16 protein-coding genes are annotated in these 19,074 nt (G+C 70.2%); 8 read left to right on the top strand and 8 right to left on the bottom strand.

The window, feature by feature from the left end; all coding sequences use genetic code 11:
- The first annotated feature begins 119 nt into the window (after positions 1-119).
- The 6 genes from OG758_RS06610 to OG758_RS06585 all read left to right on the top strand — a co-directional run bounded on the left by OG758_RS06610 (position 120) and on the right by OG758_RS06585 (position 7,792).
- Positions 120-1,421 (top strand): MFS transporter, encoded by a 1,302-nt coding sequence (locus OG758_RS06610; protein ID WP_326709090.1) that lies wholly within the window; start codon positions 120-122, stop codon positions 1,419-1,421.
- 117 nt (positions 1,422-1,538) lie between these two features.
- Positions 1,539-2,315: an SDR family oxidoreductase gene (locus OG758_RS06605; RefSeq protein ID WP_326709089.1), complete on the top strand. Its 777-nt coding sequence runs from the start codon at positions 1,539-1,541 to the stop codon at positions 2,313-2,315.
- Positions 2,316-2,385: 70 nt separating this feature from the next.
- Entirely contained in the window at positions 2,386-3,849 is a 1,464-nt protein-coding gene (locus tag OG758_RS06600) for an FAD-binding oxidoreductase (protein WP_326709088.1), read from the top strand.
- 70 nt (positions 3,850-3,919) lie between these two features.
- A complete protein-coding gene (locus OG758_RS06595) occupies positions 3,920-5,350 on the top strand; it encodes an FGGY-family carbohydrate kinase (protein ID WP_326709087.1) in 1,431 nt (476 codons plus the stop codon).
- 118 nt (positions 5,351-5,468) lie between these two features.
- The gene (locus tag OG758_RS06590; protein WP_326709086.1) at positions 5,469-7,355 is read left to right on the top strand and encodes a DUF6461 domain-containing protein; all 1,887 of its coding nucleotides are present in this window, start codon (positions 5,469-5,471) and stop codon (positions 7,353-7,355) included.
- Positions 7,356-7,543: 188 nt separating this feature from the next.
- The gene (locus tag OG758_RS06585) at positions 7,544-7,792 is read left to right on the top strand and encodes a hypothetical protein (protein ID WP_326709085.1); all 249 of its coding nucleotides are present in this window, start codon (positions 7,544-7,546) and stop codon (positions 7,790-7,792) included.
- Between the two features lie 57 nt (positions 7,793-7,849).
- Here the strand turns inward: OG758_RS06585 and OG758_RS06580 are convergent, their stop codons facing one another.
- The 8 genes from OG758_RS06580 to OG758_RS06545 form a co-directional block, all read right to left on the bottom strand.
- Positions 7,850-8,824 carry a phosphotransferase family protein gene (locus tag OG758_RS06580; RefSeq protein WP_326715828.1) on the bottom strand — a complete coding sequence of 325 codons (975 nt, stop codon included), beginning with the start codon at positions 8,822-8,824 and terminating at the stop codon, positions 7,850-7,852.
- Between the two features lie 112 nt (positions 8,825-8,936).
- Positions 8,937-9,494, bottom strand: a complete 558-nt coding sequence (locus tag OG758_RS06575; protein WP_326709084.1) for a pyridoxamine 5'-phosphate oxidase family protein — start codon at positions 9,492-9,494, stop codon at positions 8,937-8,939.
- Positions 9,495-9,580: 86 nt separating this feature from the next.
- Entirely contained in the window at positions 9,581-12,310 is a 2,730-nt protein-coding gene (locus OG758_RS06570; RefSeq protein ID WP_382061333.1) for a fumarate reductase/succinate dehydrogenase flavoprotein subunit, read from the bottom strand.
- 28 nt (positions 12,311-12,338) lie between these two features.
- The gene (locus tag OG758_RS06565) at positions 12,339-13,088 is read right to left on the bottom strand and encodes an ABC transporter ATP-binding protein (RefSeq protein ID WP_326709083.1); all 750 of its coding nucleotides are present in this window, start codon (positions 13,086-13,088) and stop codon (positions 12,339-12,341) included.
- Positions 13,085-13,942, bottom strand: a complete 858-nt coding sequence (locus OG758_RS06560; protein WP_326709082.1) for an ABC transporter permease — start codon at positions 13,940-13,942, stop codon at positions 13,085-13,087. Before OG758_RS06560 ends, OG758_RS06565 begins: the two co-directional genes overlap by 4 nt.
- Complete coding sequence (locus OG758_RS06555) at positions 13,939-15,285, bottom strand: ABC transporter substrate-binding protein (protein ID WP_326709081.1); 1,347 nt, start codon at positions 15,283-15,285, stop codon at positions 13,939-13,941. Before OG758_RS06555 ends, OG758_RS06560 begins: the two co-directional genes overlap by 4 nt.
- Positions 15,286-15,299: 14 nt before the next feature.
- On the bottom strand, positions 15,300-15,527 hold the full coding sequence (locus tag OG758_RS06550; protein WP_266555939.1) for a 4Fe-4S dicluster domain-containing protein: 228 nt from the start codon (positions 15,525-15,527) through the stop codon (positions 15,300-15,302).
- A gap of 41 nt (positions 15,528-15,568) precedes the next feature.
- Positions 15,569-16,339: a GntR family transcriptional regulator gene (locus tag OG758_RS06545; protein WP_326709080.1), complete on the bottom strand. Its 771-nt coding sequence runs from the start codon at positions 16,337-16,339 to the stop codon at positions 15,569-15,571.
- A gap of 269 nt (positions 16,340-16,608) precedes the next feature.
- On the opposite strand from OG758_RS06545, the gene OG758_RS06540 reads away from it, so the two are divergent.
- Together OG758_RS06540 and OG758_RS06535 are read left to right on the top strand one after the other, a co-directional pair.
- Positions 16,609-18,276, top strand: a complete 1,668-nt coding sequence (locus tag OG758_RS06540) for an FAD-dependent monooxygenase (RefSeq protein ID WP_326709079.1) — start codon at positions 16,609-16,611, stop codon at positions 18,274-18,276.
- A 100-nt stretch (positions 18,277-18,376) separates the two neighbouring features.
- Positions 18,377-19,045 (top strand): DUF2238 domain-containing protein, encoded by a 669-nt coding sequence (locus OG758_RS06535; protein ID WP_326709078.1) that lies wholly within the window; start codon positions 18,377-18,379, stop codon positions 19,043-19,045.
- The last annotated feature ends 29 nt before the right edge of the window (positions 19,046-19,074 follow it).

Here is a 19,074-nt window from a genome sequence, read left to right as displayed (position 1 = left end):
CGGCCTCGCGCCGGGACAGTTACTAGAGACCAGAGAACAGTAACCTCCGAACATCGGAGTTTGCTGTTCTTTTTTTGTGCCCATTTCCTGTCCACGACGAGGTGGCTGCGGTGATCCGGATGAACAAGGCCCAGAAGTGGCTGAGCTTCTTCGCGCTCTCCATGACCGGCGGAATCATTTTCCAGGTCGCCTACATCAGGTTCGTGTACCTCGAACCTACCTATACGGCGCTGAATCTCAGCTCGCAGCAGTACGGAAACATCATCTCGGCATTCGGTGCCGTGGCCATCGTCATGTATTTCTTCGGCGGCTGGTTCTCCGACAAGTTCTCGCCGAAACTCCTCATCGTGATTTCGCTCATCGGAATGGGAATCGCCGACATCTATCTCGCCACCGTTCCGGGATTCTGGGGAATCGTGGCGGTGCACATCCTGATGGCCGTCGTCGGCATGGGTCTGTACTGGTCGGCGCTGGTGAAGTCGATCAGCATGCTCGGCGACTCCGGCGAGCAGGGCCGGCTCTTCGGCTTCCTCGAAGGCACCCGCGGCATCGTCTCGACGGCCATCGGCTTCATCGGCACCGCGATCGTCTCCGCCTCCGTCGTGCCCGCGCACGGCGTCCTCACGCTGATCCGGATCTACGGCGTGCTGAGCTTCGTGTTCGCCGCCGTCGTGTTGCTCGTCGTACGCGAGGACAAGACGAGGCTCGCCGGGCTCGGCTCGGCGACCGTCACCCTCAAGCAGCTCCTCGCGGCGGCCCGCAACCGGTACACCTGGCTCATCGGCGGCACCGCCATGCTGATGTACTGCTTCTACACGACGCTCGGCTACTTCTCGCCGCTGCTCCAGGACAACTACGGCGTCTCCGCCTCCATGATCGCCGTCATCGGCGTCGTGCGGTCCTACGTCTTCCAGTTCGTCGCCGGACCCGCGGGCGGCGTCGTCGTGGACAAGGTGACGCGCTCCTCCGCGGTGTTCCTGCGCTGGATGTTCGCCGGCGGCGCCGTGCTCGCCGCACTCTTCCTCGTGCTGCCGCGCAACGCCTCGCTGGCCTGGCTCGCGCTGGTCATGATGTTCGTCCTGTGCGCACTGGTCTTCGCCTCGCGCGGCGTCTACTGGTCCACGGTCGGCGAGGTGGAGGTCCCTGAGCGGGAGCGCGGGGGCGTCATCGGGCTCGCCTCCGGCGTCGCGTATCTGCCGGACGCGTTCCTGCCGTCCCTGTGCGCCTGGTGGATCGGTGACTCCTCGGCGAGCCCGAAGGTGCCCGAACAGGGCGGCGGCTACAGCGCTCTGTTTGTCTTCCTGCTCGTGGCCGCACTGCTGGGCCTGGTGATGACGACACTCACCGCCCGCACCCGACGGCGCGAACTGGCCGCCCGCCACACGGCCCCCGTCACTGACCGCGTCCTGGCAGGGGTGTGATCGCGGGGTCCTTCGGCTCACCGCCCCGAGCACGTAGAACGTATCCATACAGAGATTTACAAAGACTTACAAAGAACAAAAAGAGTCACGAAGAGTAAGAAGATCGGCAGGCATCACATGGACATCACGGACTTCTCCCGGGACTTCTTCTCCCTCGACGGGAAGAACGCGATCGTCACCGGTGGCAACACCGGCCTCGGTCAGGCGTTCTCCCTCGCCCTCGCCAAGGCGGGCGCCAACGTCCTCGTCCCGGCGCTCGCCGACGACGGTGGCGAGACGCGCAAGCTGATCGAGGCCGAGGGCCGGCGCATGGAGTTCCTCGAGGCCGACATCACCGGGGCGGGCGTGCCCCGGCAGGTCGTCGAGCACTGTGCCGACACCCTCGGGTCGGTCGACATCCTGGTGAACTCGGCGGGCATCTGCAATCTCGCCTCTGTCGAGGAGTTCGACCGCCGCGCGTGGGACCCGATGCTGGCCGTGAACCTCACCGCGCCCTTCGAACTCGCCCACGAGGCAACGAAGTTCATGATCCCGCAGCGCTCCGGGAAGATCATCAACATCGCCTCCCTGTTCTCCTTCCTGGGCGGCCAGATGTCTCCCGCGTACGCCGCCACCAAGCACGGCATCGCCGGCTTCACCAAGGCGTACTGCGACGAACTCGCCCAGCACAACATCCAGGTCAACGCGATCGCCCCGGGCTACTTCGCCACCCGGATCACCGAGGCCACGCGCGCGAACCCGGAGACCAACCAGCGCGTCCTCGACCACATCCCGGCCGGTCGCTGGGGCGATGTCGCCGACCTCATGGGCGCCACCGTCTTCCTCGCCAGCCGCGCCGCCGACTACGTCAACGGCCATGTCCTGACCGTCGACGGCGGCTATCTCGTCCGCTGACCCCGACCCGACACCCACTTCTCCCTCACCCCCACACGTACACACACACGTACAAAGAAGGTTGATCCACATGGTGCAGTCCGCATCGAAGCTGAACCGAGAAGAGATCGTCGACCGCCTCACCTCCCTGGTCGGCGCGGGCGCGGTCGTCACCGACGAGCAGCAGCTGCGCGAGGCGAGCGTCGACCGCTTCAAGAAGTACCAGGCGGTGCACGGGATCTACGACGCCCCGCCGCCGGCCGCGATCGTCAACGCCACCAGCGTGGACGACGTGTCCAAGGTGCTCGCCTTCGCCGACGAGAACCGCATCAACATCGTGGCCCGCACCGGCCGCACCGGCACCGAGGGCGGCCTGGAGACGGCCGTCACCGACACGATCGTGCTCGACGGCTCGGGCCTCGACGAGATCATCAAGATCGACGAAGAGAACATGCAGGTCACCGCCGGGTGCGGCGTCCAGCTCCAGGTCCTCGAGGACACACTGCGCGCCAAGGGCTACACGACCGGGCACTCCCCGCAGTCCAAGCCGCTCGCACAGATGGGCGGGCTCGTCTCGACGCGCTCGATCGGCCAGTTCTCCACCTTGTACGGGGCGATCGAGGACATGGTCGTCGGCCTGGAGGCGGTCTTCCCCGACGGCACCGTCAGCCGTATCAAGAACGTCCCGCGCCGCGCGACCGGCCCGGACATCCGGCACATCGTCATCGGCAACGAGGGCGCCCTGTGCTACATCACCGAGGTCACGGTGAAGATCTTCAAGTACCAGCCGGAGAACAACGAGTTCCACGGTTTCCTCGTCGACGACATGGCGACCGGCACCGCCATCATCCGCGAGGTCGTCGTCGGCGGCTTCAAGCCGTCCGTCGTGCGCGTCTACTCGCCCGAGGACGCCGGCCAGCACTTCTCGCACTTCTCGAAGGGCAAGTGCGTCGTCGTCTTCGTCGCCGAGGGCCCCAAGGGCATCGTGCGCGCCACCAGCGAGGAGATCGAGCGCGTCGCCGGCCGGCACGCGCACGAGAAGGTCGACCCGAAGCTCATCGAGGCGTGGTTCGACAACCTCAACTGGGGTCCGGACAAGATCGAGGCGGAGAAGGAGGTCATGCGCGCCAAGGCCGAGCTCGGCTACACCACCGAGGTCTCCTGCGACTGGTCGAAGGTCACCGAGCTGTACGGCGCCGTCATGAACCGCATCCGCACCGAGTACCCGCACGCCGACGACCTCACACTGCTCGGCGCCCACTCCTCGCACAGCTATCAGACGGGTACGAACCTCTACTTCGTCTACGACTACAAGATCGACTGTGAGCCGGAGGAGGAGATCCACAAGTACCACGTGCCGCTCAACGCGATCATCGTGGAGGAGGCGCTGCGCGTCGGCGGCTCGATGGTCCACCACCACGGCGTCGGCAAGTACCGCACCGCGTGGACGAAGCAGGAGCACGGCAGCGCGTACCACATGCTGGCCAAGCTCAAGGAGGCGTTCGACCCGAACGGGATCATGAACAAGGGAACGATCTTCCCGCTCGACGCCTGATCCCCAACTGTCGTACAGGGGGCCGCCGGCGGCCGGCGGCCCCCTCCTCTCTCGCACCTCGGAGTGGGCCATGACTCGCTACTTCATCGGCATCGACAACGGCTCCCAGAGCTCGAAGGTGACCGTTTTCGACGAACACGGCCGGGCCGTCTGCGAGGGACGGCAGAGCCTGCGTCCGTACGCCACCCCGCGCCCCGGCGTCGTGGAACATCCGGACGACGACCTGTGGACGTCGATCGGAGAGGCCAGCCGCCGGGCCATGGCCGGCTTCCCCGGCGACGTGGCCGACATCGTCGGCGTCGGCCTGTGCACGATCCGCTTCTGCCGGGCCGTCCTCAGGGCCGACGGCACACTCGCCCAGCCGGTCATGAGCTGGATGGACGCACGCGTCTCGCGCCCCTACGAACACACCCTCCCCGAGGCGCGCTACGTCACGACGTCCTCCGGCTACATCAGCCACCGCATGACCGGCGTCTTCCAGGACACCGCCGCCAACTATGCGGGCGACTCATGGCCGTTGGACTCCGACACCTGGCAGTGGACGACCGACGACACCGTTCTCGCCAAGTCCGGCATCCCGCGCGAGATGCTCTTCGACCTGGTGATGCCCGGCGACGTCCTCGGCACCGTGACCGCCGCCGCGGCCCTCCACACCGGCATCCCCGAGGGCCTGCCCGTCGTGGCGACCGCCAACGACAAGGCGGTCGAGGCCCTGGGCTGCGGACTGCGCTCCAGCGACACGCTCCTGGTCTCCCTCGGCACGTACGTGGCCGGCATGACCGTCGGCGACAGGAACGTGCCCGACGCCTCCGACTTCTGGACCAACTACGCCTGCATGCCGCACTCCTACCTCTACGAGAGCTTCGGCGTGCGCCGCGGCATGTGGACGGTCAGCTGGCTGCGTGACCTGCTCGGAGAGGAGGGGGCCGCGGGCGCCAGGGCGGCGGGCCTCTCCGTCGAGGACTACCTGAACGCCGAGGCCGCGAAGGTCCCGCCCGGCTGCGACGGCCTGATGACGGTGCTGGACTGGCTGGCGCCCACCGACGCCCCGTACCGCAAGGGCACCATCCTCGGTTTCGACGGCCGGCAGGGCCGCTTCCACATGTACCGCTCGATCCTCGAAGCGCTCGCCCTGTCCATCCACGCCACCGGCACCCACATGGCCACCGAACTCGGCACCACCTACCGGCACACGGTCGTCTCGGGCGGCGGCTCCGGCTCCGACCTGATGATGCAGATCCACGCCGACGTCTTCGGCGTCCCGGCCCACCGCGCCGAGGTCAACAACGCGGCGGGGCTCGGCTCCGCGATCTGCGCCGCGGTCGGACTCGGCGCGTACCGGACGTTCGACGAGGCGATCGACGCGATGGTCCGCCCCGGCGCGGAGTTCACCCCCGACCAGGCCAACCACGACCTGTACCGGCGCCTCGGCGAGGTGCACCGCGACATCCGTGAACACACGGACGGGATCTACCGACGGTCGTACGACATCTTCGGCTGACGGCTGCGCTCCTCATCCCTGGCGTGACGCCCACTGCGGGGCGCGGGTCGTAGCGGACCGGGGGTTCGCCGCGTCCGGACGTGATCGACTGTCAGTGGCGGGTGTCACGATGGCGCGTATGGACATCTTCGAGTGGGGGCCGCTGCTCAAGCGGTGGAGCGAGGAATGGCTGGAAGGGCTGGCCGCGGAGGAGCCGGAGGAGTTCGCTGAGCTGGACGAGGAGATCGTCCGGGGCCGCTGGCTCGGGTTCGGACCGGCCGATCCGGCGGGGATGACGGCTTTGGAGGAGCGGGTCCGGGCGCAGGGGATCGACGTGCCGCTGCCGCCGTCCCTCCGCTCCTTCCTTGAAACGACGGACGGCTGGCGCCACGCCGGGGGCTTCGTCTACCTGCTGGCGGGGACGGACAGCATCGCGTCGTACGGCGATCCGTACGGCCTTCAGGCGATGTACGAGGAGCATCTGGACCAGGACCCGACCGAGGAAGAGGTACTCAGGGCCGGAATGTGGGGACGGGCGCTGCAGCTGTCGCTCGACTCGGACATGACGGATGTGCTGCTCGACCCTGGCGATGTGGGTGCCGACGGGGAGTGGGCGGTGTACGTGTACCACGGGTGGGGTGGTGAACTGCCGGACCGGTACGACTCGTTCCGCGCGTTCATGGAGGGCATGTACAAGGAGTTCTACCGCCTGGGCGGCGGCCACTCAGGTTTCGAGAACGTGGTGACGCGTGAGCTCGACGCCGAGGTGGAGCAGGCCCGACTCGCTTGTCTGAGAGGCGAGTTGGACGCGGCGCTCGCCGTCCTCGGCGGGGCGGGGGAGCTCGGCCGACCGCGGGCCGTCCTGCTGGCGTCACAGCTCCGGGCGCTGCTCGACGGGCGCGGCTGGGTGCCGGTCGACCCGCGTATGGACGATCCGCTGTACGCGGGCGAGGTGCTGCCCCTGAAGGTGCGCGATCACCTGCGCGAGTACCGGAGGGACGACACCTTCGTGCTCGGCCCGGTGACCGAGGACTACGCGAGGGACCGGGAGCGGGCCGGTGCCGTCCTGGAGCAGATCAGGCAGCGCACGTACGAATACACGTCGCCCGGTCCGTTCGGGCGCGCGGTCGAGGAGGCCAGGGAGCTGGCGCGCTGGGGCGACACGGACGGCGCCTGGCGGGTACTCGCGGCGGCGGTCCCGCACTGGGAGCCGTACCGGGAGGACCACGTGGCGCCGTTCGGTCTGCTCGGGGATCCGCTCCTCGGGCTGCTCATCACACCGGAGCGGGGGCGGCAGCTGCTGATGACACCCCGGGCAGGTCAGGCGGGGGCGATACCCACGCCGGTCGCCGTCGAGGGGGAGACCGTGCGCGACGGGCTCGCGTGGCTGACCCATCGGCAACCCAGTGTCGAGCTGCGCAGGGACGCGTACAGGTTCGTTCTGGTGGAGGGCATACGCCCCGATGAGCTGGTGGAGCGGTTCGGTACGGGCCCGCTGGAGCTGGTGGCGAGTGAGCGGGATTTCTGGGATCTCCCCTTCTCGCGGGAGCGGGAGCGCCGCGGTTCCGTCGCCCGGATCGGCGCCCTCGACGGCTGGAGCTTCGCCTTCGAATCGGCCCGCCGGCCAGGCTTCGACCGTGCCCGTCTGACCCACCCCGGCACCGGGCTGTCACGGGGCACCCGGGCCCTCACGGTCTGGTGGGAGCCGGGCCTGTTCCACTTCGCCTGCGCCGAGGACGGGGAACAGCGGTACGCGTTCACGGTCCACGAGGCGGAGCGCCATCGGACGGGCGACATCCCCGACGAGCTCTCGCCCGACCACCTGTTCCCGGACCCGGCCGGCCCGGCCACCGACCTCTCGGACGAAAGCAGGGCCTTGGACGCGATAGCGACGACGTTCGGCGTCTCCCTGCCCCAATTCGCCCTCGACCACGGCAGATTGCCGACGCTCCCTACGCACCCGTGGCTCAGGCCGCAGGCACCAGGCGGGACGGAGGCGAGGCTCACGTTCACGCGCCACAGGTAGGCCCTGCCGGGCCGGTGCGGTGGTGGCCCCGGCTCGAGGTCGGAATCGGGTTCGTACGGGGTGGTGAGGTCTCGTACGGTCACGAGCATGAACGTCAAGGTTGGTGACCCGCGCAGGCTCGGACTGCCCGCGTCCGAGGCGAGACTGCGGTTCGAGGCGGAGCCACCGAAGACGGGGCCCGGGGGGCGGTGTCGACCCTGGATGTGTGCCTGCCCGCCATGGACCGGTCGACCGACTACTACACGCACTGGGGGCTGACGCACTTCCTGCTCGACGGCCACCACAAGCTGGAGGTAGCGGCTTCCGTGGGGCGCCCCGTACAGCTCTTGTCGCTCCTCGCGCTGGGCGACTGCCTGGCCGAAGCCGGTGACAAAGACCGGTTGGGGGCCCTGCGCTCTCAGCCTTCCTTGATCCGTGGAACTCGACGGGCTCGGTGACCCTCGGGCCGGGCTCCGAACGGGCGGCCTTCGCCCTCGTGCTGCGAACAGGGGTGTTCAGGAGTGGACGAGCTCCAGCGCTTCGTTCAGGTTGTGCTCGGCGATGGCCTCCATGAACGCCCGGTCGGGGAAGTCCCCGTCGAGCAGCCTCAGCGGTCCCGCCGTCAGTGAGAGCCGCTGGGCCAGCATGTAGAGCGCGAGCCTGTCTTCGTCCAGGCCGCCCACCTTCAGTGGCCGGTACGCGTCGTGCAGTCGGATCCGCAGAAACACGTGCTCCCACTCGACATCGAAGTACATCAAGCCCTCGATGTCGATCACCACGGGGTTCCCGCCCGCGTCCACGAGCACGTGGTCTGGTCCCAGTTCGCCGTGGACGACCGCGTACTCCGCGCGCGGTTGTACTGCCGCCGCGAGCCCCAGCAATCGCTGCTCAAGCCGTTCGCGCGCTTCCGCGACGCGTGGATCACGCGACGCCGCCTCGGTGAGGTCCCGCAGCGCACGGTCCAGGACGACCCCCTCGCACGACGTTCCGCGCGAGGTGCCTCCCCCGTCGACGACGGCCACCTTGCCGTATGTGGGACCTCGATGACGCCGCATCGACTCCAGTGCCTCCCCGAGCCGGGCCATGACCGGCTCGGCCGCGCCCGGATCGCGTGCGAGAAGTTCCTCCAGGTTCTCGCCCCGGAGGTCCTCGACGATCGCGAGGTCGGCCGGACGGTGAGTGCCGTCGCGGTCGACGAGACGGATCGCGGGGACGCGGGCGCCGAGTGTGTCCAACCGCGCGTGTGCGGCCTCGAACAGGCCGATCCCGAGACCGGGGGAGAACGGGTCGGTGAGGTCGTCGTCGCCCTCCGCCGCCGGCCAGTAGTTCTCGGCGTCGTCCCACAGGTAGGCGATCGCCGTGGTCGCGTCGTCCATCACCAGGCGGTACACGCCCTTCTTGCTCCCACCCGCGACGCGCTCAACCGCTGCCAACCGCCGCTCGCCACCCAGGGCGGCCTGCGCCGCACCCGCCAGCTGCTCCCGTGTCACTGCTCTGGGTGCCACGTCCCCAACCGCCTCTCCGCCGCAGCCACAACAACCCGCGCAACCTACGGGATCAGCGACGCGGAGGCGATTGGTTTGTGGGTGTGTGTGGGTGGGCTCAGAATGTCCAGCGCGTGTGCGAGTAGATCCCGTCGTCCCGGCCGAAGCCGTATGCCGTGGCCGGGGACACCGCGAACACCATCGCGTCGCCCTTCCGGAACGCGTCCCCGATCCCGTGGAAAGTGCCCTCGGGGGAGGTGATGTGTGCCCCGTACTTCGCTTCGTACGCCGTGATCACCTCTTCGAGCACCGCCGGATCGGCAACCGGCGTGGCCTTGCCCTCGACCACGACGTCGAGCCCTTCGGTGAGCGAATTCCGTCCGGTGGTCAGGGCGCAGTGCCCGTCATGAGAGAGGTTCCTCGCCTTCTGTTCGCCCGCGCCGGTGGAGAAGTACAGCACCCCGTCGTGCCAGGCGGCGATGACCGGAGTGACGTGCAGGCGGCCGTCGGGGCGCACCGTGGACACCCAGAAGATCTCGGCGGCCTCCAGCTGCCGCTGGGCTTCGGCCCATTCGGTGGCGGAGACGTCGGTGGCACCGGGGCGGGGGTTGAGCGCGGAGCTGTAGCGGGCGTCGAGCTCGGTCGTGGGCTGCTTCGCAGGTCCCTGAGTCGGCATGGTGGGTCTCCCTTCCTCGCCCCTGTAACGATCCGCCGCCCGCGCGGTCATCACGTGACGTCGGCCCCGTCCGTCACGCATGGCGGTCAGGTCGCGGCGCGGGATGCGTAGGCGCGGACGTCCGCGTCGGGGTCGGCTGTCGCGTCGGCGAGGGCCGCGCGGGCGTCGGGGTCGGCGCGGTGGACGAGGAGTGACAGGACGACGGCCTTGCGGACGTCCGCGTTGGGGTCGGTGGATGCCTTGGCGAGGGCGGGAACTGTCATGGTGGGCAGGGCCGTTCGCAGGGCGGTCGCGGCGCCGGCCCGCACCTGCCAGGCGCGGTCGCCGAGCGCGGCCACGGCCCGTTCGGCATACGGGGGCGGGCAACCCGTATCGGCGAGTGCAGTGAGAGCGGCTGCCCTCACCAGCGGGTCGGAGTCGTCGAGGAGCGGAGCGAGCGGGTCCGGCGACGGTTCGCGCACCGCCGCGAGACCGCGGGCGACCGCGACTCTGACCTCGCGGGCCGGGTCTGCCGTGGCCGCCGAGAGCTGATCGGCCGCGTCCACCGAGACCAGTGCCCGGACGGCTTGGACACGTACGTCGATGTCGGTGTCGGCGAGCACGGTGGCGTACACCGAGGCGTCGCCGAGCCGCAGTTCCCGCAGGACGTCCAGCGCGGCGCCCCGCACCGCCGGGTCCGCCACACCGAGGGCTGCTCGCAGGCCGGACGCCAACTCATCTGCTGCGGGCAGGACTTCGACCAGTTCGCGCAGCGCGCCGGCGGCGGCCTGCCGGACCTGGGGCGCGGCATCCCGCAGCCGTGCGGCGAGCGCGGGACCGGCCCCGGCGGGCACCGTCTCGGCGAGGACGGCGACGGCGGCCACCCGCACCGCCGGGTCGGAGTCCTCAAGGTAGGTGGAGAGCGCCTCCAGGTCGGGGGACTCCTCGGCCAGGGAGAGGAGAGCGAGGAGGGTGGGGTTCGACGAGGGGGCCCGGATCGCCGAGGGCGGGGGAGCCGGCGCGGCGGACGCGGCCGGGCGGGCGGCGGGGGCGACGTCCCGCTGCCCCGCCGTCGCCACCGGCACCAACGCGACCTCGCCCAGCACCCGCTCCGCCCCGGCCGCCGACGGCTCGAACTCCGGCACCGGAACGACATACGGTTCGACCGGCCTGGCCCTGAACTCCATCGCCCCCGAACGGGACTTGTACAGGTCGAGATGGTGCAACCACCCCGCGTCGTCCCGCTCAGGATGGTCGAGCCGCTCGTGATACAGGCCCCAGCGCGACTCGGTCCTCGCCAGGGAGGCGCGCGCGGCCATCTCCGCACAGTCCCGGATGAACGACACCTCCGCGCACCGCATCAGCTCATGGGCGGTGCGCGCCCCCATCCCGGCGATCTCTCCCGTCATCCGCTCGAAGGCCTCCACGGCCAGGGACAGCTTCGCCCCGGCCTTCGGCGGAGCCACGTAGTCGTTCACGAACCGCCGCAGCTTGTACTCGACTTGAGATTGTGGCGGCCCGTCGGGGTGACGCAGCGGCCGGTAGATCAACTCATGCGCGGTGGCGAGCTGATCGCCGGGCAACTCGCCTTCATGCGCACGGAATTGGGAGGCGTCCGCACCCGCCAGGTCCCCGAAGACGAACGCGCCGATCATGTAGTTGTGCGGCACGCAGGCCAGGTCGCCGGCCGCGTACAGACGGGGCACGGTGGTGCGGGCGTGTGCGTCGACCCGTACGCCGGACGCCGAGTGGCCGCCGCACAGACCGATCTCCGAGATGTGCATCTCGATGTCGTGCGTGCGGTAGTCGTGACCGCGGCCCTCGTGGAAGGTGGCTCGCGTGGGCCGCTCGGTCGTGTGCAGGATCGACTCGACGGCGTTGATGGTCTCCTCCGGCAGATGGCTGAGCTTGAGGTACACCGGGGCGCGGTCGGAGGCGAGTTCGGCCGCGAACTCGGCCATCATCTGCCCCGACCAGTAGTCCGACTCCACGAACCGCTCGCCGTGCCGGTTCACCTGGTAGCCGCCGAACGGGTTCGCGACGTACGCGCAGGCCGGCCCGTTGTAGTCCTTGATCAGCGGGTTGATCTGGAAGCACTCGATCCCGGTGAGCGCGGCGCCCGCGTGGTACGCCATGGCGTAGCCGTCGCCCGCGTTCGTCGGGTTCTCGTACGTCCCGTAGAGATAGCCGGACGCGGGCAGGCCGAGGCGGCCGCATGCCCCGGTGGCCAGGATCACCGCGCCCGCCCGTACGGTGACGAACGCGCCTGTACGGGTGTTGAACCCGGCCGCACCCACGGCACGGCCGTCCACGGTGAGCACCCGGACCGGCATCACCCGGTTCTCGATGCGGATCCGCTCGCGCATCTCGCGGCGCCGCAACTGCCGGTAGAGGACCTTCTTGACGTCCTTGCCCTCCGGCATCGGCAGCACGTACGAGCCGGAGCGGTGCACCTGGCGGACCGCGTACTCGCCGTGCTCGTCCTTCTCGAACTTCACGCCGTACGACTCCAGGCGCTTGACCATCGCGAAGCCTCGGGTTGCCGTCTGGCGGACGGTGGACTGGTCGACGATGCCGTCGTTGGCGCGGGTGATCTCCGCGACGTAGTCGTCCGGTTCGGCCCGGCCCGGGATGACCGCGTTGTTCACGCCGTCCATCCCCATGGCGAGTGCGCCGGAGTGCCGTACGTGCGCCTTCTCCAGGAGCAGCACGTCCGCGCCGTGTTCGGCGGCGGTCAGGGCGGCCATCGTGCCCGCGGTGCCGCCGCCGATGACGAGGACGTCGCAGGAGAGTTCGGTCGCGTCGGAGAGGGCGGGGATGGCCAGGGGGGTGTCCACGGGCGGGCCTTTCACAGGGGTGCGGTGGTCAGAGGGATGTGAGGATGCGGCGGCGGAGGCCCGTGGTGGCGGGCGCGTTGCGTGCGTCCCGCTGCCGGGGGTGCGGGACGGTCAGGACCTCGCCGGAGGAGAGCAGGGCGATCCGGTCCCCGAGGTAGAGCGCCTCGTCCACGTCATGGGTGACGAAGACGACGGTCGCGCCCGTGCCGCGCAGGATGTCCACGAGCAGGTCCTGCATGCCCGCGCGGGTGTGCGGGTCGAGGGCGCCGAACGGCTCGTCCATGAGGACCGCGCGAGGCTGCCCGGCCAGGGCGCGGGCCAGCTGGACGCGCTGCCGTTGCCCGCCGGAGAGCTGGCGTGGCAGCTTTCGGGCGTGCTCGGCCAGTCCGACACGCTCCAGCCACCAGTCGGCGGCACCCCGTCGCTCTTCCCGTCCCAACCGACTTATCGCCAAGGGGAGTTCGACGTTGGCGCGGACGCTGCGCCACGGCAGCAGGGCGTTCTCCTGGAAGACCAGCGCCCGGTCGGCGGCGGGCCCGCCGATGGGTGCCCCGTCCTGCGTGACCTGCCCGCCCAATGGGGGCAGCAGCCCGGCAAGGGTGCGAAGGAGCGTGGACTTGCCGCAGCCGGAAGGGCCGAGCACGGCCACGAGTTCGCCCGGCGCGATCCGCAGGCGCACGGTGCCGGGCAGGGGCTGCCCTTCGTAGTGGCCGAGCCGCACGTCTTCCAGGGCGAGTTCGGCACCCTGGCGGAGAGAGGCGGTACTCGTCGGACTCATGAGACGGGCTCCTTCTCCAGGGCCGGTACGGGAGACGAAACCGCCGGGGGAGCGGCGGCGCGGCGTACGGCACGGGACGGCGCCCGCTCGGGCGGCCGCGGCAGCCAGGCGGTGGCGCGGCGGCCGAGGAACTCCACCGCCGTGGACGTGAGCCAGCCGAGAGCGCCGATGGTGACCATGCCGACGAAGACACCGGGGTAGTCGACCACCGTGTAGTCCTGCCAGGTGCGGTAACCGACCCCGTACTCACCGGAGATCATCTCCGCCGAGATCACGCAGATCCACGCGACGCCGATGCCCACCGAGAGCCCGCCGAAGATGCCCGGCAGCGCTCCGGGCAGCACCACCGAGAACAGCACCCGCAGCCGGCCGCCGCCCATGGTGAGCACGGCCTCCTCCCACACCGGCGTCAGCGCGCGCACCGCGTGCCGCGTCGACACCAGCACCGGGAAGAACGCCGCGGTGAACGTGATGAACACGATGCCCTGCTCGTTGCTGGGCAGCAGCAGGATCGCGACCGGGACCAGGGCGATCGCCGGGATCGGCCGCGCCACCTCCATCAGCGGGCCGAGCAGATCGGCGGCCCACCGCGACCGCGCGATCGCCGTGCCCGCCGCCACCCCGAGCACCGCGGCCAGCAGGAACCCGATCACGATGCGGCGCAGGCTGTAACCGAGGTCCTGCCAGTACGGGGCGGTGCCCAGCCGGTCGCCGAAGGCGGACGCCACCTCGCCGACCGTGGGGAACTGCCCGAACCGCAGCCAGAGTTCGACGTCCCAGGAGGTCAGCAGCTGCCAGAGCCCGAGGGCCGCGGCGAGCGATGCCGCTCGGATCAGCCAGCGGCCCGCGCTCATGACGCGAGCCCCACGGCGTCCGCGTAGCTGACGACCCTGGCGCCGGCGTGCCGTTCGACGTACGTCTTCGCATGGCTCGGGGTGACGAAGGCGCGCAGGTCGGAGCCGTCCGCGACCCACACCGCGCGGTCGGCGAACCACAGGGTGCCGGTCAGTTCGTCGGGTACGTAAGCGGCCCGGACCTCAGCTCCCTTCAGAGCCTTGAGGAGCTGCTTCGGACTGTCGAAGGTGCGGGTGGAGTCCTGCCCCTTCAGCCACAGCTCGGACTTGGCGGCGCCCGCCTTCGGATACGCGGGTGTGTGCGTGGCCCGCTTCAGCGGCTCAGGGTCGACGAAGGAGTCCACGTCGACGTCGCCCACCAGCTTGGCCGCCTTGAGGATCGGTACGTCCTTCTTCAGCGCGGCGATCAACTTCGGCCGCAGTGCCGGGTCGAAGGTGGCGATGCCGTGGGCGCCGTTGTAGAGGTAGACCGCCTCGGCGGGCAGGCCGGTCTCCTCGGCCACCGACTCGGCGGCCGCAACCGGCCGCTTGCGGAGGTAGTCGGTGGCCCGCCGCTGAGCCCGGAGGAAGTCGTCGAGGACCCCGCCGCGCTCCTCGGCGAACTTCTCCCGGACGGTCACTCCGTGGAACGTCGGCAGATTCAGGTCGGCGCCGTCGTACAGGGCCTTCGCTTTGCCCTCGTACGCCAACTGCCCGGGCCAGGCGACGAATTGGGACAGTGCGTCGACGCTTCCCCCGGTCAGGGCGGACGCGCCCACGCTGGGCTGCTGGTTGAGTTTGCTGATGCCTTTCTCCGGGTCGATCCCGGCCTTCTTCAGGGCGCGTACCAGGGTGCCGTCGGCGGCCGAGCCGACGCTGGTGGACACTTTCCTGCCGCGCAGGTCGGTCAGAGATCTCAGGTGCGAACCGGGTGCGGTGACCACGGTGTTGAGGCCTCCGCGCAGGTTGTAGCCGGTGACCGAGACGAGCCGCGTCGGCTGCCCCAGCTGCTTGCCCCGGGCCGCGTTGATCAGCAGCGGGAAGTCGCCCATCGACCCGATGTCGATCTTCCCGGCGGTCATCTGGGCGGTGATGGGGGCGCCGGTCGCGTAGTCCTGCCACTTCACCTTGTAGGTCTTGCCGTCCTTCTTGCCGCGGGCCGCGAGTTCCTCCTCGAAGTAGCCGAGGGAGCGCAGCAGCGTTCCGGCGGTGACGGTGTTGATGGTCTTCGACTGGTATCCGACGGTCACCGTGACGGTCTTGGAGCCGTCTGCCCCGGCGGTGCCACCGCACGCGGTGACCAGGGGCAGCAGCAGGGCCAGCGGCAGTAGCCGGGCGAGCGGGACAACGGGTTCATGAGGCACGGCAGTTGGACCTTTCACCGGAGCAGGTAGGGCATGTTGACGGTGACCGCGCCGGTGGGGCACCGGGCCGCGCACGGGCCGCAGTACCAGCACTCGTCGACGTGCATGTACGCCTTGCCGCTGTCCTCGTGGATCGCGAGCGAGTCGAGCGGACACATGTCTACGCAGAGCGTGCAGCCGTCGATACACCGCGACTCGTCGATGGTCACGGGTACGTCGGCGCGCTGCGGGACAACGGGCATGGCTGTCTCCAGGGAGGGGGGTAGGAGGAACGTGGGGTGGGTCAGACGGAGTGGCGCCGAAGGACGCCGCTCATGGTGATGCGGTCGCCGCGGAAGCGGATGAACTCCAGGTCCACAGGCCGCCCGTCGGGCAGATGAGTGAGCCGCTCCAGCATCAGAACGGCGCTCCCGCGCGGTGCCTCGAGGACCGCGGCGGAGTGCGCGTCGGCGTTCACGGCTTCGAGAGTGATCTCGGCATGCCCCAGCGGGCCGCCGGTCAGCGTCTCCAGGAGCCGGAACACATCCGTGTTCTCCAGATCGCAGCCGAGCAGGTCACCGCCGACATCCATGGGCAGATACGACAGGTCCAGGGACAGTGGCAGTCCGTCGAGTCGGCGCAACCGCTCGATGCAGAGCACGTCGGTGTGGTCGGGCAGACCGAGCCGGCGCGCCACGGGGCCGGGAGCGCTGACCGGTCCGACGGTCCGGACCTCGTTGGTGACCCGGCCGTGCTCGTGCAGGGTCTCGGCCAGGCCTTGCAGCCGGTCGAGGCGGTGCGGGTACTTCTCGCAGACCACGACGGTGCCGACGCCGGCCTTCCGCTCGACGAGCTGCTCGACGCGCAACAGGTCGAGGGCCTGTCGGACGGTGTTGCGGCTGGCCCGGTAGTCGGCGGCGATGACGTCCTCCAGAGGGAGGACGCCGCGCGGGAATCCGCCCGACAGGATCTGGTGGCGCAGCAGATCCGCGAGCTGCCGGGCCTGGTCCGCACGCAGCCGCCGACGGCGCGCGGCGGCGACCGGAAGCGAGGCGGGGATACGTTCGGCTGGCATGGCAGGGAACGTACCGGCGCCGCGGCTCCGATGGTGTTGCGGCAGCATTGCGCCACCTGACGGCTCCAGCCGCACCGCTCTGACCTGCTGAATCGACGGCCGACGAACAAGATCCGCCACTTGACCGCCCACCACGTGGACAGTGGTCGACCGCGGCGCGGTCGGGGGAGTGCGGGCAGGAGGGCGGGCGGCCGGCTCGCCCCCGGCGCGGCGGCGGGCGACGATGGAGGACGGGGCCGGTTCCGGGGGCCAGGTACTGGGAGGTGCCCGTGGAGCACGCCCGAACAACCGACGTACTGATCGTGGGCGCCGGCCCGGTCGGGCTGAGCGCGGCCGCGGAGCTCCGGCGGCACGAGGTGCGCTGCCGTCTCGTCGACCGCCTGCCGGCCCGCCTTCCGTACGCCAAAGCGGTCGGCATCCAGCCGCGCACACTCGAGATCTGGGACCGGATGGGCCTGGCCCGCGCCGCCCTGGAGGCCGCCGTCCCGATGCGCGGCCAGCTGATCTACGTCAACGGCCGGGAGCAGGCCCGCATCGACCTCGTCCTGCCGCCCGAGGTGCCCTACGGATTCGCCGCGCTGCCTCAGTACGAGACCGAACGCCTCATCGAGGAGTACGTCGGCGGCCTCGGTACGTTCGCCGAACGCGGCACCGAACTGCTGTCGTTCAGCCAGGACGAGGACGGAGTCACGGCTCTTCTGCGCACCGAATCCGGCGCCGAGGAGGAGCTGCGCGTCCGCTATCTGATCGGCTGCGACGGAGCGCACAGCACCGTCCGCAAAGGGCTGGGCCTGAGCTTCGAAGGCGGGGCCTTCGACGAGGGCTACATGCTGGCCGACGTCGAGGCCGACTGGGACATGCCGCACGGCTACGGCGTACGGTCCATGCACCGCGGCGACGACGGCTCCACCGACGACGTGCTGGTCTGCATCCCGCTGCCCGGAAACGGCCGCTACCGCATGTCCACGCTGGTCCCGCCCGAGCTCTCCGAGCCGGGCGCCGACCGCGGGCCCGCACAGGGGGACGGTGTGGCGCACGGCCTGCAGAGCGGTGGCGCCCCCGAGCTGTCCCACATCCAGGCCGTCGTCGACCGCCTGGCCCCTACGCCGGCCACCCTCTCCCACATGCGCTGGTCGTCCGTCTTCCGCATCAGCCACCGCATCGTCGACCGCTACGCCGACGGACGCGTCTTCGTCGCGGGCGACGCCGCCCACATCCACCCGCCCACCGGTGCTCAGGGCATGAACACCGGCATCCAGGACGCCTGCAACCTGGCCTGGAAGCTCGCCCTCGTCGTCCGGGGCGAGGCGGGACCCGCCCTGCTCACCAGCTACGACGCCGAGCGCCGCCCGGTCGGCGAGGAGGTCGTCGGCCGGACTGTGCGACACGCCACGAAAGGCATCGAAGCCGACCCCGACGACCCGCGGACCATCATGCTCCGCGAGGCCCAACTGCTCATCGGCTACCGGGACGGACCGCTCGCGGGGAGCCCGCACGGGTCCGCCGACGCGCCCCAGCCCGGTGACCGCGCCCCGGACTGCACCGGGCTGACCGAGCCCGTGGCCGCCTACCCGTTGCGCCTGCTCGACATCCTGCGCGGCCGCACGGCGCACGTCGTGCTCCTGTACGGGGCCGGCGCCGCCGGCCTGGCGGAGGCCGCCGAGACCGTCCGGGCCGAGGGGCTGCCACCGACAGCCGACGGGACTGTCCAGGACACTGTCGCCGTCCTCGCCCGTGAAGCCGAGCCAACTGGCCTCGACTCCCTGGCCGTTGCCGGATACCGCGACGCCGCAGGGGAGTTCGCCCGGCTCTACCGCCCCGACGGCCCCACCGGGTTCGTCGTACGCCCCGACGGATACCTCGGCACCCGCTTCCCCCTCGCAGACACGGTGGCGGCCCTGTCCGAGTACCGGGCGGAGCTGTCGTCGCTGACGTGATCACCACCGCCACTCGCCCGCTCCTGATTGAGTAGCCGTACTCAGGCCACCCGGCTTCTGGGCCGCCACGATGAGGCGACCGAGAAGAAGGAGTGCCCCGATGTCCCTGATCGCCACTGTCCGTCGCCGGGCGGCGAACACTCCGGCCCCCTCCCTGGCCCCGTCGCCGGTGTTGCCCGGCGTCTGCGTCGCCGTCGTGGTCGCGGGGGTCGCCCTCTCCGCCTGGGCACCGCGCGACCGGACGACCTGGCTGCTGGAAGTGGTGTGGGTACTGATCGGACTGCCACTGGTCCTCCTGACCTGGCGACGCTTCCCGCTGTCGGGGATGCTGAGCTGTCTCCTCGCGGCGCACGCGCTGGTGCTCGCGCTGGGCGGGCACTACACGTACGCCGAGGTGCCGTTGGGCGAATGGGTGAAGGACGGACTGGGGCTGTCCAGGAATCCGTACGACCGGTTCGGGCACCTGCTGCAGGGCTTCGTACCGGCCATCCTGGTCAGGGAGTTGCTGGTCCGGACGTCTCCTCTGCGCGGCAGCCGATGGCTGGCGCCGCTCACGGTCTGCGCGTGCCTGGCGTTCAGCGCCGTCTTCGAGATGTTCGAGTGGGTGGCGGCGGTCATCGGCGGGCACGCGGCGGACGCCTTCCTCGCCACCCAGGGCGATGTGTGGGACACCCAATGGGACATGTTCTGCGCGCTGATCGGCGCCACCGTCTCGCTGCTGCTGCTCAGCAAGTGGCACGACCGGCAGCTCACCCGCCTGACCGGCTGATGCCGGACCGCCGCGTCAGCATCGTCACG

The sequence above is a fragment of the Streptomyces sp. NBC_01474 genome (genome assembly GCF_035918215.1).
In the GTDB taxonomy this organism is placed as follows: Bacteria; Actinomycetota; Actinomycetes; order Streptomycetales; family Streptomycetaceae; genus Streptomyces; species Streptomyces aureus.
Note: the sequence above shows the minus strand (reverse complement) of the source record. Positions and strands in the feature narration are given on the sequence as shown.